Source organism: Phycicoccus sonneratiae (assembly GCF_016887965.1).
GTDB lineage: Bacteria > Actinomycetota > Actinomycetes > Actinomycetales > Dermatophilaceae > Phycicoccus > Phycicoccus sonneratiae.
Map to the genome: position 1 here is coordinate 52,546 of NZ_JAFDVD010000027.1, position 24,793 is coordinate 77,338.

A 24,793-nucleotide genomic window follows, 5' to 3' on the forward strand; every position below is an offset into this window, starting at 1 on the left:
GAACGCATGACCTCGCTCGACCGCCGCACCCTCTTCGCGGCCGGCGCCCTCGGCGCCGCGGCCACCGCCGCCACCGTCGGGGCCGCCCCCGCCTCCGCCACCTCCGGCCACGGTCACGGGAAGGGCGTCGTCCCCGGCGCCGACCGGGCCGCCGCCGACCGCTGGAAGGTCCTGCGCGGACGGAAGGTCGGGGTGGTCACCAACCCGACCGGCATCCTGCGCAACCTCCGCAGCATCGTGGACGAGATGCACGACTCCGGCGCCGTCGACCTGCACGCGGTCTTCGGTCCCGAGCACGGCTTCCGCGGCACCGCCCAGGCGGGCGACGCCGAGGAGACCTACACCGACCCGCGCACCGGCGTGACGGTCTACGACGCCTACGGCGCCACCGCGGACTCACTGACCCGGATGGTCCGCGAGGCCGGCGTCGACACCGTCGTCTTCGACATCCAGGACGTCGGCGCGCGCTTCTACACCTACGTCTGGACGATGTACACGGCGATGCGGGCGGCCCTGCGCGCCGGCGCCTCGTTCGTCGTCCTCGACCGCCCGAACCCCATCGGCGGGACGGCCCGCGGCCCGATGATGACGACCGCCTTCACGACCGGCGTCGGCGCGAAGGAGATCGTCCAGGCCCACGGCATGACCGTCGGCGAGCTGGCCCGCTTCTTCGACGGCGAGTTCCTCGAGGCCGAGGAGGGGCGGACGCTCGGCGACCGGCTCGAGGTCGTGGAGGTCTCCGGCTGGCGCCGCGACACCGTCTTCGCCGACACCGGGCTCACGTGGGTGCTGCCGAGCCCGAACATGCCGACGCCGAACACCGCGCTCGTCTACCCCGGCACCTGCCTGTTCGAGGGCACGAACCTCTCCGAGGGGCGTGGCACGACGGCCCCGTTCGAGCTCGTCGGCGCCCCGTTCGTCGACCACCGCTGGGCCGAGCGGCTCGTCGCCCGCGACGTCCCCGGCGTCGCGTTCCGCGAGGCGTACTTCAACCCGGTCGTCAACAAGCACGTCGGGAAGGTCTGCGGTGGCGTGCAGGTGCACGTCACCGACCCGCTGCGGCTCGACGGGCCGCGGCTCGGGGCCGAGATGCTCGTCGCCGCCAAGGCCCTCTACGCCGACTTCGCCTGGCGCCAGGACAGCTACGACCCCGCCCGTCCGTTCTGGGTCGACAAGCTGACCGGGTCGCCGCGCCTGCGGGAGATGGTCGACGCCGGCGCCCCGGCCGACGAGGTCGTCGGCGCCTGGCGCGAGGAGCTCGCGGCGTTCGACCGCCGTCGGAAGCCCTACCTGCTCTACCGCGGCGGCCGCCGGTGACCGCCCCGACCGGCGCCCGCCGACGGGCCTGGGCCGTCCTCGCGACGACCGGCGTGCTCGCCGCGTCCGTCGTCGCCGCCTCGCCCGCGACCGCGAACGACGTCGACCGACCCGAGAAGGGGTTCATGCCCGCCAGCACCGTCCTGCGCGACCGCGCGCCGCAGAAGGTCGGCCTCGACCCCGCGCCCATCGCCGAGGCCGAACGCCTCATCGCCTCCCACGAGGAGGCCCCGACGCCCGACGGCCACCCGATGTACGGCGGAGCCGTGGGCGTCATGGGCCACGACGGCGCGGTCGTCGCCCGGCACGCCAGCGGGTGGGCGGTGCGCTGGCAGGACGCGACGACCGAGCTCCCCCGCGACGAGTGGGTGCCGATGCGCGAGGACACCGTCTTCGACCTCGCGTCGGTGAGCAAGCTGTTCACCTCGCTCGTCACCGTGCAGCTCGTCGAGCAGGGGGAGGTCGACCTCGACGCCCCCGTGGCGACCTACCTCCCGGAGTTCGCCGCGAACGGCAAGGAGGCGGTCACCGTCCGCCAGCTGCTGACGCACACCTCCGGCTTCACCTCGTGGCTGCCGCTGTGGTCGAAGTACCCCGACGAGGCGTCGCGCATCCAGGCCGTCATGGACCAGCCGCTCACCAACCCGGCCGGCTCGACCTACCTCTACAGCGACCTCAACCTCATCACCCTCGGCGTGATGGCCGAGCGCCTCACCGGCACGACCCTCGACCGGCTGGTGCACGACCGCATCACGGCCCCGCTGGGGATGCGCGACACGGGGTACAACCCGGCCGACAGGGAGCGCACGGCCGCCACCGAGTACCAGACGGCGCCGCCGCGCGGGCTCGTGTGGGGCGAGGTGCACGACGAGAACGCCTGGTCGCTCGGCGGCGTCGCCGGGCACGCCGGTGTCTTCTCGACGGCCGACGACCTCGCGGTCCTCGCCCAGGCGCTGCTCAACGGCGGCACCTACCGGGGCCACCGGATCCTCGACCGCAGGAGCGTCGAGCTGCTCGTCACGAACTTCAACCAGGCCTTCCCGGGCGACGCGCACGGCCTCGGGTTCGAGCTCGACCAGCGCTGGTACATGGACGGCCTCTCGGGTCCCCGCACGGCCGGGCACACCGGGTACACCGGCACCTCGATCGTCATCGACTTCGACAGCCGCTCCTTCGCCGTCCTCCTCACCAACCGGGTGCACCCCTCGCGCGAGTGGGGCAGCAACAACCAGGCGCGCCGCGAGTGGGCCCGCGGCCTCGCGCTCGCGATGCCCGTCGACCCCCGGCACGGGCGCACGGCCTGGGAGTCCGGGCACGCCGACGCCACGACCGCCACGCTGACCGCTCCGGTGCAGGTGCCGGCCCGCGGCGGGCGGCTCGCCTTCGACCTCTTCGTCGACACCGAGGACACCGACGTCCTCACCCTCGAGACCTCCGCCGACGGCGGCACGACGTGGACCCCGCTGCCCTTCGCCCTGCGCGAGCGGGGGACCGAGACGACCACCGACGGCACCGTCTCCGGGTACCACGAGCGGCGCTGGGCCCAGGCCCGGGCCGACCTCCCGGCCGGTGACCTGCTGCTCCGGTGGCGGATGACGACCGACGCCCAGTACCTGGGGCGCGGCGTCCTCGTCGACGGCGTGCGCGCCACGGCCGGACACCACGTGCTGCTCGACGGCGAGCGGCACGCGTCCGTGTTCGACCCCCGCGGGTGGAGCGTCGTGCGCAGAGGGACCTAGGTTGTGCTCATGGCCAGCCAGCCCCTCGACGGTGCTCCCTCGCTCCTCGTCCGGCTCCGCGGCGTCCGGCCCTCGCTCTCACCGGCCGAGGACCGCGTCGCGGAGCAGGTCCTCGCCGACCCCCGCGCCGCCGCCGGGCTGACGATCAGCGAGCTCGCGGTCGCCGCCTCGACGTCCGAGACCACCGTCCTGCGCTTCTGCAAGCGGCTCGGGCTGCGCGGCTACCCGCAGCTGCGGCTCGCGCTCGCCGAGGCCTCCACCGGAGGGCGTCCGCAGGCCCCGACGAGCGACATCAGCGACGAGGACTCCGTCGACGACGTCATCGCCAAGGTCGCGCACGCCGACGCCAGCGCCGTCGACGAGACCGCCCAGACCATCGACCGCGGGGCCCTCACCGCGGCCGCCGAGGCGATCTCGCGGGCCACGCGCGTCGACGTCTACGGCATCGGGGCCAGCGCCCTCGTCGGGATGGACCTCCAGCAGAAGCTGCACCGCATCGGCTCGATGGTGTTCTGCTGGAACGACCCCCACATCGCCCTGACGAGCGCGACGCTGCTCGGGCCGGGCGATGTCGCCATCGGCGTCTCGCACTCCGGCACCACGGTCGAGACCGTCGAGGCGCTCGAGCTCGCCCGGACGCGGGGCGCGACGACCGTCGCCATCACGAACTTCCCGGTCTCCCGGCTCGCCGAGGTGGCCGACCACGTGCTGGCCACCGCGGCCCGCGAGTCGAGCCTGCGCTCCGGGGCCACCGCGAGCCGCATCGCGGCGCTCACGGTCGTCGACTGCCTCTACATCACCGTCGCCCAGCGCGACCTCGCCCGCGCGCGCTCGGCCGTCGAGCACACCCGGCAGGCCGTCGCCGGGCACCACGTCCGTTACTGATTCACGGGATTGCGGACTCGGACGGAGGAAAGTAACATCGCTCGGGTGAGCACCGAGGCCACCGTCATCGCCCCCACCGAGGAGCGGCATCCCGGCACCGTGGGCATCGACGCCCTCGGCACCCTCGACGTGCTCCGGCTGCTCAACGCCGAGGACGCGCTCGTCGCACCGGCCGTGGCCGAGGTCCTCCCCGCGCTCGCCGCCCTCGTCGACGCCGCCGTCGAGGCCGTCCGGGCGGGCGGCACCGTGCACTACGTCGGGGCCGGCACCTCGGGTCGGCTCGCCGTCCTCGACGCCGCCGAGCTGCTCCCCACCTTCAACGCCCCACCGGGGCTCGTCGTCGCGCACCACGCGGGTGGGGCCGAGGCCCTGCTGCGCGCGGTCGAGAACGTCGAGGACGACGCGGACCGGGGGAGGGCCGACCTCGACGCCGTGGGCGGGGGCGACGTCGTGGTCGGCCTCACCGCGTCCGGGCGCACGCCGTACGTCGGCGGCGCCCTCGCCCTGGCTCGCGAGCGCGGTGCCGTCACCGCCCTCGTCACCTCGAACCCGCACCCGGAGCTCGCCGCCCTCGCCGACCACCTGCTCGCCGTCGACACCGGCCCCGAGGTGATCACCGGCTCGACCCGGCTCAAGGCCGGTACCGCGCAGAAGCTCGTCCTCAACGCCTTCTCGACCGCGGTGATGATCCGCCTCGGCCGCACCTGGTCCAACCTCATGGTCGACGTCGTCGCGACGAACGCCAAGCTGCGCGGACGCGTCGTGCGCATCCTCCGTGAGGCGAGCGGCGCCGACGAGGCCGAGGCCCGTGCGGCGCTCGAGGCCACCGACGGCGAGCTGAAGCCGGCGCTCGTCACCCTCCTCGCCGGGGTGGACGCCGCGACCGCCCGCACCGCGCTCGCCACCCACGGCGGCTCGGTCGCCCGCGCCCTCACCGCCGTCGGTGGCGTCCCCGCCGACCCCGACTCCCACCGCAGCACCCACCGGCCCCTGGCCCCCGTCCCGACAGGAGACCACGCATGACCACCCGAACCTCCCGGAGCCGGATCGCCCTCGCGCTCGGCGCGGGCGTCCTCGCCCTCGCGGCGTGTGCGCCCTCGTCGTCCTCGGGCGGCGACGACGGCGACGGCACCACGCTGACCGTCTGGTCCTGGCGCGTCGAGGACAAGGCCGCGTACGACAAGATCTTCGACGTCTACGAGAAGTCCCACCCGGGCGTCACGGTCGACTTCAAGCCCTTCAAGGCCACCGAGTACAACAAGATCCTCGCCACCGGCCTCGCCGGCAAGGACGGGCCCGACGTGCCGCAGGTGCGCTCCTACGGCCAGCTCCAGGGCACCGTCGCGGCCGGCTCGCTCGTCCCGCTCGACGGCAAGGTCGACCTGTCGTCGTGGGACGAGAACGTCGTCGCCAGCGCCAAGGGCAAGGAGGACGGCAAGATCTACTCCGTGCCGCTCGCCCGCCAGGCGACCGTGCTCTTCTACGACAAGAAGATGTTCTCGGACAACGGGGTCCAGGTCCCGACCACGTGGGACCAGTTCATCGCCGCCAACGAGACCTTCCTGAAGAAGGGCATCACGCCGCTCGCCGTCGGGGCCAAGGACGACTGGACCCTGCCGATCGTCCACGAGGTGCTCGCCGGTGCCCGCTTCGGCGGCGCCGACTTCCAGGAGGCCGTGACCTCCGGCGCCAAGGACTTCACCGACCCCGACTTCGTCGCCTCGGTCGAGGTGCTCAAGCAGCTCGAGAAGTACATGCCGAAGAGCGTCACCGGTGTCGCCGTCACCGACGCGATGACCCTCTTCACGTCGGGCAAGGCCGCGATGTACCCCGGCGGGTCCTACGACCTCGCCACCCTCCAGAAGGGCAACCCGGAGATGGAGATCGGCGTCATGCAGGTGCCGCCGGCCTCCGGCGCCCCGAGCGGCGCCACCGGCACGACGGCCGGCTGGGCCGACGGCAACTTCGCGGTCAACAGCAAGTCGCCGCACCAGGAGGAGGCCACCGAGCTCGTGACGTGGATGGCCACCCCCGAGTTCGGCCAGCTCGTCGCCGACGAGGTCAAGCAGATCTCGGCCGTCCCGGGTGTCACCTACTCCGACCCGGTGCTCAAGCAGGTCGCGGACGACTACGACAAGACCGGGTCGCCCTACCTCCTGCTCACCGACTTCCGCTACGGCACCCCGACGGGCACCGACCTGCTCGGCAAGGGCGCCCAGGAGCTCTTCCTCGGCAGCAAGGACGCCAAGACCGTCAGCACCGAGCTGAACTCCGGTGTGATGACCTGGTTCGAGCCCACCAGCTGACCCACCCCGACCACCCCGGCGGCCGGCGCCCACGAGGCCCGGCCGCTGGGTGAGCCGGTCACCGACCTCCCACCCCCCGGAAGCCATGAACCGACGTACCGGACTGCTCTTCGTCACCCCGGCCCTCGCGCTGTTCGGGGTGTTCGTCCTCTACCCGATGGTCACCGCGTTCTCCTACGCGTTCTACGACTGGCAGGGCACCGCCCGCGGCGGCTTCGCCGGGCTCGAGAACTTCACGGCGCTCTTCACGCGCGCACCGTTCACCACCGACCTGCCCCGCGCGCTGCTGCACAACGTCCTCTTCTTCGTCGGGACGATGCTCGTGCAGAACACGATCGGGCTCACCGTCGCGTTCCTGCTGCACCGACGGGTCCGCACCCGCCGGGCGCTCCAGACGCTCTACGCGATGCCCTACCTCGTCAGCCCGATCGTCATCGGCTACCTGTGGACGCTCCTGCTGTCCCCGACCTTCGGGCCCGTCAACACCCTGCTGACGAAGGTCGGCCTCGAGTCGTGGGCGCTGCCCTGGCTCGGTGACCCGGACACCGCGCTCTGGGTCGTCATCCTCGTCAGCGTCTGGCAGTGGATCGGCTTCCCGGTCCTGCTCTACGGGGCCGCGCTCGGCGGGGTGCCCGAGGAGCTGTCCGAGGCGGCCCGGGTCGACGGCGCCTCGCACGCGCAGACCTTCCGGCGGGTCACCTTCCCGCTCCTCGTGCCGGCCATCGGCACGGTGAGCGTGCTGACCTTCATCTTCGCGATGGAGGCCTTCGCGCTGCCCTACGCGTTCGGCGGCTCGACGGGCAACCCGGCGGGCTCGACCGACTTCATCTCGCTGCTCTTCTACCGGACGGCCTTCGACTCCGGGGCGACCGACGCCATCGGCACCTCGTCGGCGCTGGCCACGCTGCTCTTCGTCCTGATCTTCGGAGGGGCGTACGCCGCGACCGCGGTGCTGCGCCGGCACGAGCGGAGGATCACCGCGTGAGCGTCGTCCCGGCCGGCATCGGCACCGCCGACGAGCCCGCGGACGTCACCCCCGCCACCGGAGACGGCGGCCCCGGGTCGGGTGCCCCGCGCCGGCAGCGCGCGCGCGGCCGCACCGCGCCCGTCGGGGGGCGGACGGCCAGCGTCGCGCTCTGGGTGTACGCCGCCTTCGCCCTCGTGCCGCTGCTCCTCATGCTCAGCAGCTCGTTCCGCAGCAACGGCGACCTCATCTCGAACCCGCTCGGCGCGCCGTGGCCGCTGTCGTTCGATGCGTACGAGGAGGCCTGGACCGCAGGCAACTTCGCGACGTACTTCGGCAACAGCCTGCTCGTGACGCTCGGCGCGGTGGTGCTCTCGACGACGGTCGCGACGATGGCGTCGTACGCGCTGGCCCGGGGTCGCTCGCGCATCTTCCGGTGGCTGGAGTCGCTCTTCCTCTCCGGGCTGATGCTGCCCATCCACCTCGCGATCCTGCCGATCTTCTACCTCTTCGACGGGGTCGGCCTCGTCGACTCCCGGCTCGGGCTGGCGCTGCTGTACGGGGCGTCCGGCGTGCCGTTCTCGATCTTCGTCCTCACGACGTTCTTCCGGCAGCTGCCCGAGGAGCTCGAGGAGGCGGCGACCCTCGACGGCGCGAGCGCCTGGCAGACCTTCTCGCGGATCATGGTGCCGCTCGTCCGGCCGGCCCTGGCCACCGTGGCGGTCTTCCGGTTCGTCCCGATCTGGAACGACTTCCTCTTCCCGCTCGTGCTGCTGCGCGACGACGCGAAGTACACCCTGCCCGTCGGCCTCACGCAGTTCTTCGGCGAGAACGCGACGAACTACGCGGCCGTCTTCGCCGGGCTGGTCATCACGACCCTGCCGCTCATCGCCCTCTTCCTCGTCGCGACCCGGCAGATCGTCGCCGGCTTGACCGCGGGCATGTCCAAGTGATCGGCTCGCGCGGGTGAGCACCCTCGTGGCCGTCGACGTCGGCGGCAGCGGCCTGCGACTGCTCGTGTGCCGCGACGGCGTGGGCGGACCGCCGCGCAGCGCGGCCGGGGCTCGGGTCGGCGCCGCCGGGCTCGACGTCGCGGCCCTGGCCGCCGACGCCCGCGCGCTCCTCGACGCCGAGGGCGTCGACCGGCCGGACGCCGTCTGCTGGTCGACCCGCGGGCTGCTCTTCCTCGCCGACCCGGCCGACGTCCTGCTCGCCGTGGGGGCGGCGCTCGGAGCCCGGCGCACCGCCGTCGTCAGCGACGCGGTCGCCAGCCTCGTCGGGGCGCTCGGCGAGGTCGTCCCCGGCGCGGTCGTGGCGGCCGGCACCGGCGCCGTGGCCTTCGGCTCCGACTTCGACGACCACTGGACCCGCGTCGACGGCTGGGGGCACGTGCTCGGCGACCGGGGCTCGGCCGCGTGGGTCGGGATGGAGGGCCTGCGCGTCGCGCTGCGGGCCCGGGACGGTGTCGACGGCGGGTCGGCCGGCCTCCTCGACGCCGCGCAGGACCTGCTCGGGCCGTGCGAGACCTGGCCCCGCCGGGTGATGACCGGGGCCGACGCCCCCGAGGCGCTGGCCTCGGTCGCGCCGCTCGTCACGGCGGCCGCCGCGTCCGGCGACGTCGTCGCGGCGGGCGTCTGCGTCGCGGCGGGACGCTCGCTCGGGGAGTCGCTCCTCGCGGCGGCCGCCGGCCTGGAGCGTCCCCGGCTCGTCGTCACCGGAGGGCTGCTGCGCGCCGACGCGGTGCGCAGCGCCCTCGACGAGGTCGTGCACGACGCCGGCCTCGACGTCACCCGCTCGGTCGGCGGGGCGCTCGACGGCGCCCTCGTCCTCGCCTCGCGCCTCGACGCCACGGGCGACCTGCCGCGGCACCCGGAGTACGTGCACGTCGGCGCACCCCGCGCCTGACAGACTCTGCCGCCATGGACATCCCCCAGCACTGGGTGCGGGTCGAGGGCTTCAGCCCGCACCTCGGGCGCTCCGGCGGCCCGGTGTCGGTCTGGGGCTGGTCGACCACCTCCGACGAGGAGGCCCGGCAGGTCGGCGAGCAGCGGCTCGCGGACCTCCTCGACCGGGTCGCGCGCGAGGGTCGCCTGCCCGCCACCCGCGGCTACTACCCGCGCACCCCGCTGCGCGAGCCGGTGCTCGAGGACGTCGAGTCCGCTGATGGACGGCGGGTCGGGGTCGTCACCCGCAACCGGATGGGCTGCGAGGTGCTGTGCACCGACGTCCTGTTCGTCGCCGACGTCGACGTGCCCGAGCTCGCGGACGAGGTGCCCCCCGCGGGGGAGGCGTCGGCAGCCCCGGCCCCGCGGTCCCGGGGGGCGGGGTCGTTCCTGCGCCGGCTGTTCCTCGGGCGTCCCGACCCCACGCCGATGGCACCGGGGGGCGAGGACGCGGCGGGGCTCGACGCGCCGTCGGCCCCGAGCCCGGCACCCGCGCCCGACACCGGCTACGAGGCCTACCCCGCCGATCCCACCGACCCGACCGGAATCCGGGTCGCGGCGACCGGCCCCGAGACGCCGTCCGTCGCGGAGTGCCTTGCGGCGGAACCGGTCTGGGAGTTCGGGCGACGCCACCCCGAGCTGGGGGTCCGGGTGTACCGGACGGCTGCCGGGTTGCGTGTGCTCGTCACGGGGGTCGACGCCGCGCCGGGGTCCGAGCGGGCGGCGCAGCTGCTCGCCGAGCTCGACAGCGACCCGTTGTACGCCGAGCTGTGCGCGACGCACGGCAGCTACCGGGCCCGGTTGACACCCAAGCCGTTCCGCGTGGGTCGGCGGGCCCTCGACGTCTCGTGGCCGTGCGCCGACGAGGCCGCCGAGCGGCGCTGGATGCGCTGGGTCGACCGGTACGAGTCGCGCACCGTCGAGTACGCCACCTGCCGGCTGATCAGCGCCTCCGGGCCGGTGCCCGGTCCCGACGAGCAGCGCCTGGTCGAGCTCCACGACGAGCGCACCGGCGTGGGCGTGCGCCTGCCCCTCGCCTGAGGTCCCCGCGGGCTCGACGGGTCGGAGGATGGGGGACTCCGCGGGGTGCGTGACCTCGTCCCTCGGTCCCGCACTCCGCTCCCGGCATCCCCCTCCGTCCGCCACACACGACGAAGCCCCGCGCTGGCGCGCGGGGCTCGTCGTGAGTGGCGGAGGATGGGGGATTTGAACCCCCGAGGGTTTTATCCCAACACGATTTCCAATCGTGCGCACTAGGCCACTATGCGAATCCTCCGCGGAGGAGGCTACCGGAGCCGACGCCGCACCCGAAATCGGTCGGGGGCGCCCGGGTCCGTCGCGAGAACGCGCAGGTCCTCTCGACACCCGGGGCGGCGCGCTGCCACCATCACCCCATGAGCAGCACGGGGGCGACGGGGACGGTGGCACGGCCACCCGGTGGGACGACCGAGGCGAGCGGGCGGGTGGGCCGGCTCCGCGGCGACCGCGCGTTCGGGGCGGTCCTCGTGGCGCTCTGGGTCGCCTGGCTCGTCCTCACGCTGCTCACCCAGACCCGGCTGGTCACCTCCGACCGGCTCGTCGACGACCTCGCGGCCGGCCGAGTCGTCGCCTGGCGGGTCGTCCAGCTCGACACCTCCGACGACGGGCGAGCCTGGAGCCACGGCGTCGAGTACTCGCTGACGGACGTGACCGACGACGTCGACGCCGCCTTCTCCGAGCCGGGCTCCCCGGCCATCGCCTATTGGACCGACGGGTGGTTCGCCCCCGCCCGCGTGCTCGACCCTAACGGCCTCACCGTGGGTCCGCCGGACGTCCGCGAGCGGCTGCTCGCCGCCGGGGTGCCGACGCTCGAGCGGCTCGAGGACGCCCCGTCGGTCACCGCGGACCGTCGGCAGAACTGGACGGCCTGGGCCGGCGCGCCGCTGCTGCTCCTCACCCTGGGCTCGATCGTGGGGGGTCGCGCGCCGACCCGCGGCACGCGGTGGTTCTGGTTCTGGCAGACGTGGGTGACCTTCGGCCTCGGGGTGCTCGCCTACGCGATGCTCGAGCAGCTGCGGCCCGCCCCGGCGCCGGGCACGGTCGGGGCGCCGGCCCGGCTCGGCGGCTGGCGGGGCCTGGGCATCTCGATCCTCGGCTCGCTCGTCGTCGCCGCGTCGGCCGACCTGCTCGCCTCGAACACCCACTGGCTGTGGCTGCTCCGCCCCTGAGCCGCGCGCCCTCGCGCGTGCCGTCCGCCGTGGGCCGTCGCGTGCTCGGTGCCGTCCTCGTGCTGCTGTGGGTCGCGTTCGTCGCCCTCGCGACCGCGAACCAGCTGCGGGTGGTCTCCCCGGACCGCTTCTCCGACGACCTCGCCGCGGGCCGGGTGGTCACGTGGCGCATCATCACCCTCGACGGGTCGTCGGTCGGTCGGGGCTGGGTGTCCTTCCCGAACTACGGCGTGCCGGCCGCCCGGCAGGATGGCGAGGTCGACCACGATCAGCCGATGCTGCCGGGCCGTGAGGCGCTCGCGTACTTCGTCGACTCCCCGCTGTCCCGGATGCGCGTCGTCGACCCCCACCGCGCCCCGTCCTCCGAGGCCGTCGCCCGGCTGCGGGAGGCGGGCGTCCGACCGGCCCTCGGCCAGCCCGAGCTCGCCGAGATCGCGCGTGGGCCGGACGACGTCTCGGGCCTCCCGGCCCTCGCGCTCGGGTTGGTCTTCCTCGGGGCGGTGCTCGTCGGGCCGGTGCCGACGCGGGGGACCCGGTGGTTCTGGTTCTGGCAGGGGTCGGTCACGCTCGGCGCGGGGGTGCTGGCCTACGCGGTGCTCGAGGGCCTGCGCCCCGCCGCGCCGTCTCCGTCGGAGGCGGTGGCGGCGGACGCCGACCCCCCGAGCGCCGAATCGCCGACCCGGCAGCGCGGATGGGTCGGGCTGGTCGTCGCGATCCTCGGGTCCCTCGTGCTGTCGGCCGCCCTCACCGGGCTCGCCGACGGGACCCACTGGCTGTGGGTGGTCCGCCCCTGAGCCGGCAGCCGAGGGTGGCGCGTCAGGCCCCCGACCCCGGGGGCGCCGGCGGGCCGACGACGAGCAGGGCGGCGGTGGCCAGCAGCACGAGCGCGCCCCCGACCACGGTGGCGACGACGGGGCGGGCGAGGGCGCGGGCCAGCACGTGCTCGCCGACGTGCCCCGGTGCCTCGCCGCCCGGACCGAGGCGCCAGCGGTTGGCGAGCCCCTCGCGCCGGGTCACGAGCCGCTCGACGCCGACGGTGGCGAACGGCGGGATCGCCGCGGCGAGGGCGAGCAGCCCGAGGCGCCGCGACCAGCGCTGGTCGACCCAGACGAGGACCGTCACGAGGACGTAGGCGAGGAAGACCACGCCGTGCGCCAGGCCGAAGACCGAGACCCCGAGCTCCGTGGTGCGCGTGACGTACTTGAGCACCATCCCGAGGAGGAGCAGCGCCCACGTCACCGCCTCGGCACGGGCGAGGGCGGGGTACAGCGTGAGCGGGGTCATGGGACCTTCCGGGTCGGGGCCCCCATCATCCGCGACGACCCCCGCCCGACCGAAATCGACGAGGGAGGGCGCGGCCCCGCTCCGCGCCCTCCCCGTCCCGGGGCGCTCAGCGCCGGATGGTCGCCTCGTGGTGCACCTTCCCGTGCGTGATGCGCACGATGGTGCCCGGCGCCGGCGGGTCCTCGTTGCCGAGGGTGGCGGCCCAGAGGTCGCCGTACCAGTCGGACTCGACGGCGACGACGCCCGGCAGCGAGACGTACGGCACGGGCTTCCCGTGGCGCACGGTCGACACCTGGCCCGCGAAGAGCTCGGCGACGTAGATCTCGCCGTGCTTCCCGAGCGCGAGGTTCGTCGCGCCGAGGAAGCCGGTGGCGACCCGGCGGACCGCACCGGTGTGCGGGTTCACCTTGTAGACCGACCCGCGCGCGCCGAGGACCGGCGACTCGGGGCCACCCGGCAGCGTCGTGACGTAGAGCCACCCGTCCCGGCCGACCTCGACGTCGGTGGGCACGGCCTCGAAGGAGTACGTGACGCCGGCGACGCACGACGGCAGCCCGAGCGCGGCGACCATCTCGGCGGTGAGCTCCAGCGGCTGCGGCGGCAGCACCGCGAGGGTGCGCACGCGGCCCGAGTTCGAGACCGAGAACAGCGCGTTGGCCCCGGCGTCGGCGACGACCCAGGCGCCGTCGTACGCGGCGACCGAGTACGCGTGCGAGTCGACCCCGCCCATGTAGTCGTACGGGAAGCCGGCCGCGGTGAACGCGTCGGCGACGCACTGGCTCGGGTTCCGGACGCCGTAGTGGTAGCGGCCGTCGGGGTTGCGCGCGGCCTCGAACGCGTGCGTGTCGGCGTGGACCATCCGGCTCCCGGGCCCGGAGATGGTCAGCCCGCTCTCGGCGTTCTCGAAGGTGTCCGGGTCGGTGACGGTGGTCGTCCACGCGAGCCGCCTGCCGTCGCGGGAGCGGGCCACGCCGGAGGCGCCGGGCTGGTCGGTGGCGATCGGGTCGACGGCCCCTCCCCGTCCGAGCCTCCCGACGACCCCGAGTCCGCCGTCGGCGAGGTAGACCCTGCCGTTCGAGATGTCGAGGTTGAAGGGCGCGGCCAACGTGTCCGCGAGGACGACCGGCGTGGGGGGCTTCGGGTGGCCGCGGTGCGCGGAGGCACCCGCCGGCGGGAGGAGGAGCAGCAGTGCGGTGGCCGTGCCGAGGGCGGCGAGCAGCCGTGGTGGTCGTGTCATGAGGACTCCCTGCAGTCCGCGGCCTCGAGGCCGCGACGGTTCCCAGAGGACGGTGTCGCGGCCGGTGGTGGTCGCGGCACCGCGATGTGACCCAGGTCACGTGTGGCGCCGGGGGACAGCCTGTCGGTTGGCATCGCTGCACGTCAAGGGCCCGATCGGGCCATCACACGGACGACGGGGCCCGGCCCGAGGAGTGCTCGGACCGGGCCCCGTCGCCGGGGGTGCGGTGTCAGTCGCGGGTCGTCGTGACCACCCGGTCGTGCCGGAGGGAGGAGGCCCGGGTCTCCTTGGCGAGGAGCACGGAGACGACCGTCAGCGCCGCGGCGACCGCGAGGTAGACCGCGACGGCGGTGGTGTTCTTCGTGTCGACGTCGCCGAGCAGCTTGACGGCGATGATCGGCGCGAGGGCCCCGGCGAAGATCGACGCCAGCTGGTAGCCGACCGAGGCGCCCGTGTAGCGCACCGAGGTGCCGAACAGCTCGGAGAAGAACGCGGCCTGCGGCGAGTACATCAGGGCGTGGAAGAAGAGTCCGACGAGCGTCGCGAGCATGATCTTCGGGCCGCTCAGGGTGTCGACGAGCGGGAAGTACAGGAAGCCCCACACCCCGACCCCGACCGCGCCGACGAGGTAGAGCGGGCGTCGGCCGACCCGGTCCGACAGCGCCCCGATGAGCGGGATGAGGACCGACTGCATCGCGGCGCCGGCGAGCAGCGCCCCGAGGACGATGCCCTTCTTCGCGTCGAGGTAGGTCGTGACGTAGGTGATGACGACGATCGTGAAGATGTAGTACGAGATGTTCTCCGCCATCCGCATCCCCATCGCCAGGAGGACCTCCTTGGGGTAGCGCCTGACGACCTCGAGGATCGGCAGGTGGTTGGTGTCGGTGGCCTCGAGCTCGGCCTTGGCCTCGGCGAAGACGGGGGCGTCCTCGAGGCTGAAGCGGACCCAGAGGCCGATGAGGACCATGACCGCCGACAGCAGGAACGGGATGCGCCAGCCCCACGCGTTGAAGGCCTCGTCGGACTGGAAGAGCGCGAGGACCCAGAGGACGCCGGTGGCGAGGAGGTTGCCGAAGGGGACGCCGGCCTGCGGCCAGCTCGACCAGAAGCCGCGGTGCTCGTCCTTGCCGTGCTCGGCGACCATGAGCACCGCACCGCCCCACTCGCCGCCGACGGCGAAGCCCTGGAGCAGGCGGAGCACGAGGAGCAGGATCGGGGCCGCGACGCCGATGGTCGCGTAGGTCGGCAGCAGGCCGATGGCCACGGTCGCGCCACCCATCATCAGCAGCGAGACGACGAGCATCTTCTTGCGCCCGACCTTGTCGCCGTAGTGGCCGAAGACGATGCCGCCGAGCGGGCGGGCGACGAAGCCGAGCGCGTACGTCCCGAAGGCGAGGAGGGTGGCGGTCAGCGGGTCGGACTCGGGGAAGAACAGGGTCCCGAAGACGAGGGCGGCCGCGGAGCCGTAGAGGAAGAAGTCGTACCACTCGACGGCGGTGCCGACGACGCTGGCGAAGACGATCTTGACGATGTTGGTCCGGGACGGCGCGGAGGGCGCGGTGCCGGGGCTCTGGCTGACGACGGTGTCGGACATGGGACGCGACGGTAGGCCCGTGGGCGCGCGAGGGGGGTGTTCGGTGCACCCACAGATCCGCCGTGGTCGTGGGGCGCCGGACCACAGCGCGTGCGCGGGACGCGCGATGGCCGGTCGAGGTCCCACGACACGCCGGTGCGCGCGCCCGATCGTCCGCATGTCGCGCGACCTCGACCGGCGGGGAGGCGCGGGCGCCGGGGTGTGGGGTGGTGGTCCGGGATTTCCGCCGCCCGGGGTCGGCCCCGTACGATCGTGGTCGGCACCCCGCGTGGTGGTACCCCACTGAACTCCCCCAGGGCAGGAATGCAGCAAGGGCAGGTGGGCTCTTCCAGGTACGCGGGGTGTCCTCGTCTCCCGCGGCGGGTTCGAGGTGATGTCCGACCGTCTGACGGTCGGGTTTCACCTCGACCGGGGTGGCCGTGAGGTCGGTCGAGGTGATGGGCGACCGGATCGGGGTCGGGTTTCACCTCGACCGGGCGGGAGGTGCGGAAGGCCCCGTCAGCGGGCGGTGGTGGGCTCCGGCTCGCCGGCGTGGTCGTGCGCCTCGGGGCCGCAGGCGCCGCCGCAGCCGCCCGCGCCGCACCCGCAGCCACCGGCCGCCTCGTCGGCGACGGCCTCCTCGGCGCCGCCGCCGGAGCCGCAGGCCCCGCCGCAGCACCCGCCCCCGCAGCCCCCGCCGGCGGCGGGCACCTCGGGCTCGGTGCCCTGGAGGTCCCACACCTGCCGGACGGCCTGGAGCAGCGCCTCGACCGGCTGGGCGCCGGTGACGCCGTACTTCTGGTCGAGGACGAACATCGGCACCGACGTGATGCCGATCTGGGAGGCGAGCGCCTCGTCGGTGCGGACGTCGATGCCGAAGTCGTCGCCGGCGAGCAGCGCCCGGACGGCCTCCTCCTCGAGCCCGCCCTCGACACCGAGCCGGACGAGCGTCTCGTGGTCGCCGACGGCCGCGCCCTCGGAGTACCAGGCGCGCAGGACCCGCTCGGTGACCGGGCCCTCGAGGTCGAGCGAGCGGGCGAGGTGGATCAGCCGGTGGGCGTCGTACGAGTTGCCGCCGACCAGCCGCTCCCACTGGAAGTCGAGGCCGACCTCGGCGGCGTCGCGCGCCATCTGCTCGTGCTGGGCGACCATCTGCTCGCGCGGGACGCCGTACTTCTGCGCGATCCGGTCGATCTGCGGGGTGTCGTCGACGGCCGCCGCGTTGCGGTCGAGCTGGAAGCTGTGCCAGACGACCCCGACCTCGTCGGCGTGCTCGAACTGCTCGAGGGCGAGCTCGAGGTGGCGCCGTCCCAGGTGGCAGAACGGGCAGAGGATGTCGGACCAGACGTCGATGCGCACCCCCCGAGCGTACGTCGCGCCGGGCCGCGCGGACGACGGGTCCCGTCCCTCGGGTCAGCCCCGGTGTGCGGCCGCCGCCCGGGTGAGGGCGCCGTCGGCGACCGGGACGAGGACGGCGAGCACGACGACGACCACGGCGACCGAGAGCGGTCCGGCCTCCCCCGCCCCGAGCCGGGCCAGCCGGACGAGGACCACCGCCCCGGCCGTGACGGCGACGACCCGCGGCCAGGCCCACCACGCGAGCAGCGTCGAAGCCCCGTTGCCGGCGCCGAAGGCGCTCATCGGCGGCTGTCCCCGGAACGAGGCGAGCCACAGCCCGGCGAGCACCACGACAGCGACACCGACCACGGCGAGCACGGCCCCGGCGGCAGCCACCGGTCCCGCGAGCGCCCCCGCCGTCACCGCCGCCACCGGTGCGCCGAGGAGCAGCAGGAGGAGGGCGGGGGTGCCGGTGTGCGCCAGCGCCTGGCCGCGCACCGAGCCGCCAAGCAGGCGCGGGGCGCCGAGGGTGTCGCCGTGCAGCCGCAGGCCCTCGGCGACGACCCCCGCCCCGAGCTGGAGACCGAGGACCCCGAGCACCGCGACGGCCACCGGCGGGTGCGCCGCGACGACCCATCCCGTCGCCGCCGCGCCCGGGGCGACGAGCAGGGCGCCACCGACGGCGAGGAGCGGCTGGCGCCGCAGGCCGAGCAGGTCGCGGGCGAGGACGGTGCCGCGCCGGCCGTGCGGCCGCAGGTGCCGCCCGCGCCCGCGCCGGACCGGGGCGGCGACCTCGAGCCGCAGCGACCGCGTGTCGGCGGTGAAGGTCGCGCCCCCGATGCGGGCCGCCCGCAGGCTGTGCGCGCGCAGGCCCTCGACCCCGAGGCCGCGCAGGGTGGCCCGGGTGCGCAGGACGCCGGCGACCGCGGCCGGTCCGCGCCGTGGCGCTCCCGCCGGGTCGGCCGCGACCTGCCCGGCGAGCCACGAGCCGGCGAGCCCGGCCCCGACGAGCAGCCCGCCGACCAAGCCCACCGGCAGGGCGAGCGGCCCGGTCGCCCCGCCGCCGACGAGCGCGGCACCCCCGACGCCGCCGACGAGGCCGCCGGCCACGAGGAGGGTCAGCCACGGCACGAGCCACGACTCACGAAGGGTGAGCGCCCGGTCGACCGACGACGCGACGACGAGGTCGACCCACGCCGGGTCGGGGGTGACCGGGCCGCGCCGGCGGCCGACGAGGTGGGCGAGGACGAGCGCGACGACGACGAGCACGGCCCCGCCGGCGGCGACCGGGCCGGTCGCCCCGGCGGCCCGCCACCCCGGCCCGTAGACCTCGACGACCGCCCGCGTCACGGTGAACCCGTAGAGGCCGGTGAGGATGGCGACGACGTAGAGGACGTAGAGCAGCTGGCGCCAGGCCGTCGAGCCCGCCGGCCCGTGGAGGACGTGCGAGGCGTCCTCGAACCGCTCGCGGTCGGGCACGACGTCGCTCACGTCGCGTCCGGCAGGTCGACGACGGCGTCGGCGACGGCCTCGGTGACCGCGGGGTCGTGGCAGGCCATCACGACGGTGGTGCCCTCGGCGCAGCGCTCGCGGACGAGGCGGCCGAGCAGGAGGCGCCGGGAGTCGTCGAGGCGCTGCTCGGGCTCGTCGAGGACGAGGAGGCGGGCCGGCCGGAACCACGTGAGGGACAGGTGGAACAGGTGCGCCTGCCCGGAGGACAGCTCGTGCGGGAAGCGCTCGTCGAGGTGGGTGACGCCCCACCGGTCGAGGGCCGCGTGGACCCGCTCGTCGCAGGTGGCGGGGTCGCGGCCCCACGTGGCGTCGACGAGGGTCAGGTGGTCGCGCAGCGTGAGGTCGCGGTAGGTGGCCGGAGGCCCGACGAGCGCGGCGACGGCGTCCCGGGTGGCGGCGTCCCGCTCGTCGGCGACCACGCCGTCGAGGGTGACCGTGCCCGCGGTGGGCGCCGTGAGGCCGGCGACGAGGCGCAGCAGGGTGGTCTTCCCGGCGCCGTTCGGCCCGCGGAGCACCACGCAGGTGCCCGGCTGCGCGGCGAACGAGGTGGGGGGCAGGAGGACGGCGCCGTCGACGTCCTTGGCGGCCTCGAGGGCCTCGACGAGGGTGCCGGTCACGTCGGCCACCCTCTCATCCCACGGCCGTCCCCAGGGGGCGGGACGGGCGTGCCGGGTGTCCGTCACGACGGCTAGGGTCGGGGAGGTGAGCACCGCCCTCTACCGCCGCTACCGGCCCGAGACGTTCGCCGACGTCATCGGGCAGGAGCACGTCACCGAGCCCCTCATGCAGGCGCTGCGGACGGGACGGGTCGGGCACGCCTACCTCTTCTCCGGCCCGCGCGGCTGCGGCAAGACCACGAGCGCGCGCATCCTCGCCCGCTGCCTCAACTGCGAGAACGGCCCGACCCCCGAGCCGTGCGGCACCTGCGACTCGTGCGTGGCCCTGGCCCGCGGCGGGGCCGGCACGGTCGACGTCATCGAGATCGACGCCGCGAGCCACGGCGGCGTCGACGACGCCCGCGACCTGCGCGAGCGGGCGTCCTACGGTCCCGCCCAGAGCCGGTACAAGATCTACATCATCGACGAGGCCCACATGGTCACCTCGCAGGGCTTCAACGCCCTGCTGAAGATCGTCGAGGAGCCGCCCGAGCACGTGAAGTTCATCTTCGCGACCACCGAGCCCGAAAAGGTCATCGGCACCATCCGCTCGCGCACCCACCACTACCCGTTCCGGCTCGTGCCCCCCGCCCGGCTCCAGTCCTACATGGAGGAGCTCTGCGCCAAGGAGGCCGTACCGGTCGCCCCCGGCGTGCTGTCCTTCGTCGTGCGCGCCGGTGGCGGCTCGGTGCGCGACTCGCTCTCGGTCCTCGACCAGCTGATGGCCGGCTCCGACGACGCCGGGCTCACCTACGAGTCGGCGGCCGCGCTCCTCGGGTTCACCGACGGCGAGCTCCTCGACGCCACCGTCGACGCCTTCGCCGTCGGCGACGCCGCGGCGGTCTTCCGGGCCATCGACCGCGTCGTCGAGACCGGCCTGGACCCCCGGCGCTTCGTCGAGGACCTCCTCGAGCGGCTGCGCGACCTCATCGTCGTCGCCGCCGTGCAGGAGGGGGCCGCCCAGGTGCTGCGCCACCTGCCCGAGGACCAGCTCGAGCGGATGCGCCGCCAGTCGGCGGCCTTCGGCGCCGGTGCGCTCTCCCGCGCGGCCGACGTCGTCAACGCCGGGCTCACCGAGATGACGGGCGCGACGGCGCCCCGGCTCCAGCTCGAGCTCATCGCGGCCCGCATCCTCCTGCCGGGGGCGGCGGGGGAGGCCGGGTACGCCGCACGCCTCGACCGGCTCGAGCGGCGGCTCGACGTCGGCGGGGTGCCGACGCCGGCCGCCGGCGCCCCGGCCCCGCCGCCGCTGCCGCCCGCCCCGGTCGCCGCGCCGGCACCCGCCCCGGTCGCCGCGCCCTCGCCGGCGCCGACGTCCGCCCCGGCCGAGCCGCAGCGGCCCACCGAGCCGCAGCGGCCCACGCTCGAGGAGCCCGGGCCCGCCCGCACCGAGGAGCCCGCGCCCCCGCCGCCGGCCACCCCGGAGGCGGTGCCCTCCCCGGCCCCGGTCGTGGCCCCCGCCCCGGCGCCCGCGGCGGCCAAGGGTCCCGGCGGCATCGACACCGACGCCCTGCGCCGCTCGTGGCCCGACGTCCTCGAGTGGCTGAGCCGCAACAAGCGGGTCACCTGGACCTTCGTCGCCCAGAACGCCCAGATCCAGGAGTACGACGGCCAGCGGGTCGTCCTCGCCATCTCCACCACCGGGCTCGCCGAGACCTTCCGCCGCGGCGCCCACGCCGAGTACGTGCGGCAGGCGCTCATCGACGTCCTCGGGGTCGACGCCCGGGTCGAGGGTGTCCCCGGCGACGTCGCGCCCCCGCCCGAGCCGCCCACTGCCGCAACCGCGCCCGCGTTCGAGGCCCCCCAGGCGCCCGCCCCGGATGCCGCGCCGGTGCAGGACGTCGGGGTGGCCCCGGCCGCCCCCCGCTCCGAGGCCCCCAGCTGGTCCGACGCGCCCCCGCCCCCGGAGTCCGCGCCGGCCTGGGCCAGCCCGCTCGAGCAGGCGAAGGCCGCCGTGGCCGCCGAGCAGGAGCAGGAGGAGGTCGCGCCGCACGTCGTCGACGACACCGCGATCAGCGACGACGACGAGTCCATCGACGACGCCACCGACGTCGGCGTGCCGGTCGTCGAGCGCATCCTCGGCGGCACGGTCATCCACGAGGACCCGCGGTGAGCCGGCTCGCCTACCGCGTCGGCCACCTCGTCACCGCCCCGACCGCCAAGCTCGTCTGGCGGCCCACCATCACCGGCACCGAGCACGTGCCGCGCACCGGCGGCGTCATCCTCGCGAGCAACCACCTGTCCTTCATCGACTCCTTCGCCATCCCCATCGTCGCGCCGCGCCCGGTCAGCTTCCTCGCGAAGTCCGACTACTTCACCGGCACCGGGATCGGCGGCACGGTCCGCCGCGGCTTCTTCGAGGCCATCGAGGCGATCCCCGTCGACCGGCACTCCTCGCGGGCGGCCCAGGAGTCGCTCGACTCCGCCCTCGAGGTGCTGCGCGCCGGGCGGGCCTTCGGCATCTACCCCGAGGGCACGCGCTCGCGCGACGGCCGGCTCTACAAGGGACGCACCGGCGTCGCCTGGCTGGCGCTCACGGCCGGCGTGCCGGTCGTGCCCGTCGGGCTGGTCGGCACCGACGAGGTCCAGCCGGTCGGCTCGAGCTTCCCGCGGCCCGGCGCGAGGGTCCGGGTCTCGTTCGGGCCCCCGATCAGCCCCGAGCCGTACGCCGGGATGCCCGCCGGCAGGGCGCGCCGGCTGCTCACCGACGAGGTGATGGACGCCATCGCCGGGCTCACCGGGCAGGAGCGGGCCGACACGCACAACGAGCTCCCGCCGGAGAACACCGGGGCCGCCGTCGGCATCTGAGCCGGCCGGGCGGATACTGGGGGGAGGTATCCACAGCACGAGAGGACCCCGCATGGCCACCACCCAGGAGTTCCGCGCCACCGGGCTCACCTGCGGGCACTGCGCCCAGGCCGTCACCGACGAGCTGACCGCCCTCGACGGCGTCCGCGAGGTCGGGGTCGAGGTCGTCGCCGACGGTGCGTCCACGGTCACCGTCACGGCCGACCGCGACCTCACCGACGCCGAGGTCACCGCCGCGCTCGACGAGGCCGGCGGCTACCGGCTCGCCCCCGCCTGAGCGCGCGCGGCGCGGCTCGTCGCCCCTCCACGGCCCGTAGGCCGTAGGCTCGGGGGCGTGTACGAAGGCGCGGTCCAGGACCTCATCGACGAGCTCGGCAGGCTGCCGGGTGTCGGTCCCAAGAGTGCCCAGCGCATCGCCTTCCACCTGCTCCAGGCCGACCCCGCCGACGTCGAGCGCCTGACGCACGCGTTGTCCGAGGTCAAGGCCCGGGTGCGCTTCTGCGAGGTGTGCTTCAACGTCGCCGAGGCCGAGCGCTGCCGCATCTGCGCCGACCCCCGCCGCGACGAGTCGGCCATCTGCGTCGTCGAGGAGCCGAAGGACGTCGTCGCCATCGAGCGGACCCGTGAGTTCCGCGGCCGCTACCACGTGCTCGGCGGCGCGATCAGCCCGATCGACGGCATCGGCCCGGAGGACCTGCGGGTCCGCGAGCTGCTCGCCCGGCTCGGCGACGGCGCGGTCACCGAGGTCATCATCGCCACCGACCCCAACCTCGAGGGCGAGGCGACCGCCAGCTACCTCTCGCGGATGCTGCGCGACATCGGGGTCCCGCGGGTCACCCGGCTCGCGTCCGGCCTGCCGGTCGGTGGCGACCTCGAGTACGCCGACGAGGTCACGCTCGGGCGGGCCTTCGAGGGACGGAGGCTCATCGGTGCCTGAGACGACGACCGGGCCCGGGACCACGACCGGAGAGGCGACGCAGGCCGTCGCCGCCGACTGGGCCGACCTCGCCGACGAGACGGCGATGGACGCCCGCACCTACCTCACGACGCTGCGCGAGCTGGCCGCCGGCGAGGCCCCCGACGCCGCCCTTCCGATGCTCCTGCTCGCCCTGTCCCAGGTGCTCGTCTCCGGCGCCCGGCTCGGGGCCGTCCAGGACGTCGTGCCCGAGGAGCGCTTCGAGCCCGACACCCCGGACCCCGAGCTCGCCCCGCTGCGCGAGGGCCTGGCCAACCTCTTCGAGGGCCTCGACGAGTACGCCGACGTCGTCGACCCGCTGACCACCCCCGAGCTCGGCGTCGGGTCGGTGTCCAACGACCTCGTCGCGGTCGCCGGCGCGCTGGCCCACGGCCTCCAGCACCACGAGGCGGGCCGGCCGCTCGAGGCGCTGTGGTGGTGGCAGTTCAGCTACCTCTCGGACTGGGGCGAGCGGGCCGCGGCCGCGCTGCGCGTCGTCCAGACCCTGCTCGCCCACGTGCGGCTCGACGCCGACGACGAGGTCGTCTCCGAGGCCGAGTTCGACGCGCTGCACCCCTGAGCCGCGTCGGCGGCGGCGTCGCTAGGCGCGGGGCGTGCGGCCCCGTCCGCCGCGCAGCGCGACGAGCAGCCCGACGAGGGCGACGACCGGCCCGACGACGGCCCACAGCGTGACGCCGGTCATCGGGCTGCCGCCGATCCACCCGAGCCCCTGACCGGTCCAGAGCAGGCCGACGAGGACGAGCACCACGCCGAGCACGAGGGCCACGGGGCGGGTCATCACGCCTCCTCGTCGGGCAGCTCGCCGGACTCGACGGCCTCCTTGATGACGTCGCTCGCGTCCCAGTCGTTGACGTGCATCGCGGCGACGACGTCGCCGTCGCTCAGCCAGTAGGCGCGGAACTCACGGTCCTCGAGGCTGCCGTGGACGACCACCTCGTCCTCGGCCGAGGCGCGGCCGACGTACTCCATCCCGAGGTCGTACTGGTCGGTGAAGAAGTAGGGCATCTCCTCGTACTCCTCGTCGCCGCCGGCGAGGTTGTGCGCGGCGACCTTGCCCTGCTTGATCGCGGTGTCCCAGTGCTCGACCCGGATCCGCCGGCCGAGCCGCGGGTGCGCGTGGTTGGCGATGTCGCCGACGGCGAGGACGGAGGGGACGGAGGTGCGCAGCCGCGAGTCGACGAGCACGCCGTCGTCGACGTCGAGGCCGCCGTCGTGCGCGAGGTCGACCCGGGGGCGCACCCCGATGCCGGCGACGACGAGGTCGGCGCCCTCGAGGTCCTGCACCGTCACCTCGGTGCCGAGCCGCAGGTCGACGCCGTGCTCGCGGTGCAGGTCGGCGATCACCTCGGCCACGGTCGGGCCGAGCACCCGCAGCAGCGGCAGGTCCTCCATCTCGAACACGGTGACGTCGGACCCGGCGGTACGGGCCGCGGCGGCGACCTCGAGGCCGATCCACCCGCCGCCGACGACGGCGATCCGCTTCCCGTCGCCGAAGGCCGCGCGGAGCCGGTCGGAGTCCTCGAGGGTGCGCAGGTAGGCGACCGGGACGTCGGCCTCCTCGGCGACGTCGAGGACCCGGGGCTCGGCGCCGGTGGCGAGGAGGAGGCGCTCGTAGGTGAGGTCGCCGGCGGAGGTGGTGAGGACGTGGGCGTCGGTGTCGAGCCCGGTGGCGGTGACCCCGAGGCGGAGGTCGACGTCGTGCTCGGCGTACCACCCGAGCGGGTGGACCAGGGCCTTCTCGAACGGGTCGTCGCCGAGGAGGTAGCCCTTGGACAGCGGCGGCCGCTCGTACGGCGGGTGCTCCGCGGCGCCGAGGAGCACGACCCGCCCGCCGTACCCCAGCTCCCACAGCACGGTGGCCGCCCGGGCGCCCCCGACGGCGAGGAGCGGCTGGCGCCGCAGGCCGAGCAGGTCGCGGGCGAGGACGGTGCCGCGCCGGCCGTGCGGCCGCAGGGGCCGCCCGCGCCCGCGCCGGACCGGGGCGGCGACCTCGAGCCGCAGCGACCGCGTGTCGGCGGTGAAGGTCGCGCCCCCGATGCGGGCCGCCC

Annotated in this window: 24 protein-coding genes, 1 tRNA gene and 1 other RNA gene; 17 read left to right on the forward strand and 9 right to left on the reverse strand. The window is 74.9% G+C overall.

Annotated features, from left to right (window positions below; translation table 11 throughout):
* The first annotated feature begins 6 nt into the window (after nt 1-6).
* From JQN70_RS19295 to JQN70_RS19335, 9 genes are all read left to right on the forward strand, one after another.
* A complete protein-coding gene (locus JQN70_RS19295; protein WP_204133017.1) occupies nt 7-1,317 on the forward strand; it encodes an exo-beta-N-acetylmuramidase NamZ family protein in 1,311 nt (436 codons plus the stop codon).
* Entirely contained in the window at nt 1,314-3,056 is a 1,743-nt protein-coding gene (locus tag JQN70_RS19300; protein ID WP_307836105.1) for a serine hydrolase domain-containing protein, read from the forward strand. Before JQN70_RS19295 ends, JQN70_RS19300 begins: the two co-directional genes overlap by 4 nt.
* Before the next feature lie 9 nt (nt 3,057-3,065).
* Nucleotides 3,066-3,941 (forward strand): MurR/RpiR family transcriptional regulator, encoded by an 876-nt coding sequence (locus JQN70_RS19305; RefSeq protein WP_204133018.1) that lies wholly within the window; start codon nt 3,066-3,068, stop codon nt 3,939-3,941.
* Between the two features lie 45 nt (nt 3,942-3,986).
* Nucleotides 3,987-4,964: an N-acetylmuramic acid 6-phosphate etherase gene (murQ, locus tag JQN70_RS19310; RefSeq protein ID WP_204133019.1), complete on the forward strand. Its 978-nt coding sequence runs from the start codon at nt 3,987-3,989 to the stop codon at nt 4,962-4,964.
* Nucleotides 4,961-6,247 carry an ABC transporter substrate-binding protein gene (locus JQN70_RS19315; protein WP_204133020.1) on the forward strand — a complete coding sequence of 429 codons (1,287 nt, stop codon included), beginning with the start codon at nt 4,961-4,963 and terminating at the stop codon, nt 6,245-6,247. Before murQ ends, JQN70_RS19315 begins: the two co-directional genes overlap by 4 nt.
* An 85-nt stretch (nt 6,248-6,332) precedes the next feature.
* Complete coding sequence (locus JQN70_RS19320; RefSeq protein WP_204133021.1) at nt 6,333-7,232, forward strand: carbohydrate ABC transporter permease; 900 nt, start codon at nt 6,333-6,335, stop codon at nt 7,230-7,232.
* A complete protein-coding gene (locus JQN70_RS19325; RefSeq protein ID WP_307836106.1) occupies nt 7,229-8,164 on the forward strand; it encodes a carbohydrate ABC transporter permease in 936 nt (311 codons plus the stop codon). The genes JQN70_RS19320 and JQN70_RS19325 overlap by 4 nt, the downstream gene beginning before the upstream one ends.
* A gap of 13 nt (nt 8,165-8,177) precedes the next feature.
* On the forward strand, nt 8,178-9,116 hold the full coding sequence (locus JQN70_RS19330) for a BadF/BadG/BcrA/BcrD ATPase family protein (RefSeq protein WP_204133022.1): 939 nt from the start codon (nt 8,178-8,180) through the stop codon (nt 9,114-9,116).
* Nucleotides 9,117-9,130: 14 nt separating this feature from the next.
* Nucleotides 9,131-10,195 carry a hypothetical protein gene (locus tag JQN70_RS19335; RefSeq protein WP_204133023.1) on the forward strand — a complete coding sequence of 355 codons (1,065 nt, stop codon included), beginning with the start codon at nt 9,131-9,133 and terminating at the stop codon, nt 10,193-10,195.
* Nucleotides 10,196-10,342: 147 nt separating this feature from the next.
* Here the strand turns inward: JQN70_RS19335 and JQN70_RS19340 are convergent.
* A tRNA-Ser gene (locus JQN70_RS19340) sits at nt 10,343-10,430 on the reverse strand.
* 118 nt (nt 10,431-10,548) lie between these two features.
* On the opposite strand from JQN70_RS19340, the gene JQN70_RS19345 reads away from it, so the two are divergent.
* Both JQN70_RS19345 and JQN70_RS19350 read left to right on the forward strand, forming a co-directional pair.
* Nucleotides 10,549-11,361 carry a hypothetical protein gene (locus tag JQN70_RS19345; protein WP_204133024.1) on the forward strand — a complete coding sequence of 271 codons (813 nt, stop codon included), beginning with the start codon at nt 10,549-10,551 and terminating at the stop codon, nt 11,359-11,361.
* Nucleotides 11,343-12,155, forward strand: coding sequence for a hypothetical protein (locus JQN70_RS19350; RefSeq protein WP_204133025.1), 813 nt, complete (start codon nt 11,343-11,345; stop codon nt 12,153-12,155). The genes JQN70_RS19345 and JQN70_RS19350 overlap by 19 nt, the downstream gene beginning before the upstream one ends.
* Before the next feature lie 22 nt (nt 12,156-12,177).
* On the opposite strand, the gene JQN70_RS19355 is transcribed toward JQN70_RS19350, so the two are convergent.
* The 3 genes from JQN70_RS19355 to JQN70_RS19365 all read right to left on the reverse strand — a co-directional run bounded on the left by JQN70_RS19355 (nt 12,178) and on the right by JQN70_RS19365 (nt 15,476).
* Nucleotides 12,178-12,645 carry a DUF3817 domain-containing protein gene (locus tag JQN70_RS19355; RefSeq protein WP_204133026.1) on the reverse strand — a complete coding sequence of 156 codons (468 nt, stop codon included), beginning with the start codon at nt 12,643-12,645 and terminating at the stop codon, nt 12,178-12,180.
* Nucleotides 12,646-12,751: 106 nt separating this feature from the next.
* A complete protein-coding gene (locus tag JQN70_RS19360; protein WP_204133027.1) occupies nt 12,752-13,882 on the reverse strand; it encodes a ScyD/ScyE family protein in 1,131 nt (376 codons plus the stop codon).
* 229 nt (nt 13,883-14,111) lie between these two features.
* Complete coding sequence (locus JQN70_RS19365) at nt 14,112-15,476, reverse strand: MFS transporter (protein ID WP_204133028.1); 1,365 nt, start codon at nt 15,474-15,476, stop codon at nt 14,112-14,114.
* Nucleotides 15,477-15,731: 255 nt separating this feature from the next.
* On the opposite strand from JQN70_RS19365, the gene ffs reads away from it, so the two are divergent.
* Nucleotides 15,732-15,828, forward strand: an RNA gene (ffs, locus tag JQN70_RS19370) — signal recognition particle sRNA small type.
* Nucleotides 15,829-15,974: 146 nt separating this feature from the next.
* Here the strand turns inward: ffs and JQN70_RS19375 are convergent.
* Genes JQN70_RS19375 through JQN70_RS19385 form a run of 3 tightly spaced genes read right to left on the reverse strand, consistent with a single transcriptional unit; the run spans nt 15,975 to nt 18,931 of the window.
* Nucleotides 15,975-16,814, reverse strand: coding sequence for a DsbA family oxidoreductase (locus JQN70_RS19375; RefSeq protein ID WP_204133029.1), 840 nt, complete (start codon nt 16,812-16,814; stop codon nt 15,975-15,977).
* A 54-nt stretch (nt 16,815-16,868) separates the two neighbouring features.
* Nucleotides 16,869-18,284 (reverse strand): hypothetical protein, encoded by a 1,416-nt coding sequence (locus tag JQN70_RS19380; RefSeq protein WP_204133030.1) that lies wholly within the window; start codon nt 18,282-18,284, stop codon nt 16,869-16,871.
* A complete protein-coding gene (locus tag JQN70_RS19385; RefSeq protein ID WP_307836107.1) occupies nt 18,281-18,931 on the reverse strand; it encodes an ABC transporter ATP-binding protein in 651 nt (216 codons plus the stop codon). The genes JQN70_RS19380 and JQN70_RS19385 overlap by 4 nt, the downstream gene beginning before the upstream one ends.
* Before the next feature lie 76 nt (nt 18,932-19,007).
* On the opposite strand from JQN70_RS19385, the gene JQN70_RS19390 reads away from it, so the two are divergent.
* The 5 genes from JQN70_RS19390 to JQN70_RS19410 are packed head-to-tail and all read left to right on the forward strand — an operon-like array spanning nt 19,008 to nt 23,304.
* Nucleotides 19,008-21,074, forward strand: coding sequence for a DNA polymerase III subunit gamma and tau (locus JQN70_RS19390; RefSeq protein WP_204133031.1), 2,067 nt, complete (start codon nt 19,008-19,010; stop codon nt 21,072-21,074).
* Nucleotides 21,071-21,769, forward strand: coding sequence for a lysophospholipid acyltransferase family protein (locus JQN70_RS19395; RefSeq protein WP_204133032.1), 699 nt, complete (start codon nt 21,071-21,073; stop codon nt 21,767-21,769). The genes JQN70_RS19390 and JQN70_RS19395 overlap by 4 nt, the downstream gene beginning before the upstream one ends.
* Nucleotides 21,770-21,821: 52 nt before the next feature.
* A complete protein-coding gene (locus tag JQN70_RS19400) occupies nt 21,822-22,046 on the forward strand; it encodes a heavy-metal-associated domain-containing protein (protein WP_204133033.1) in 225 nt (74 codons plus the stop codon).
* A gap of 57 nt (nt 22,047-22,103) precedes the next feature.
* Nucleotides 22,104-22,706 carry a recombination mediator RecR gene (gene recR / locus JQN70_RS19405; protein ID WP_204133034.1) on the forward strand — a complete coding sequence of 201 codons (603 nt, stop codon included), beginning with the start codon at nt 22,104-22,106 and terminating at the stop codon, nt 22,704-22,706.
* Complete coding sequence (locus tag JQN70_RS19410; protein ID WP_307836108.1) at nt 22,699-23,304, forward strand: DUF5063 domain-containing protein; 606 nt, start codon at nt 22,699-22,701, stop codon at nt 23,302-23,304. Before recR ends, JQN70_RS19410 begins: the two co-directional genes overlap by 8 nt.
* Before the next feature lie 21 nt (nt 23,305-23,325).
* Here JQN70_RS19410 and JQN70_RS19415 read toward each other — a convergent pair whose 3' ends face one another.
* Together JQN70_RS19415 and JQN70_RS19420 are read right to left on the reverse strand one after the other, a co-directional pair.
* On the reverse strand, nt 23,326-23,523 hold the full coding sequence (locus tag JQN70_RS19415; protein ID WP_204133035.1) for a hypothetical protein: 198 nt from the start codon (nt 23,521-23,523) through the stop codon (nt 23,326-23,328).
* The coding region (locus JQN70_RS19420) for an NAD(P)/FAD-dependent oxidoreductase (RefSeq protein ID WP_307836109.1) at nt 23,523-24,793 on the reverse strand (1,271 nt) is incomplete at its 5' end. The genes JQN70_RS19420 and JQN70_RS19415, both read right to left, overlap by 1 nt.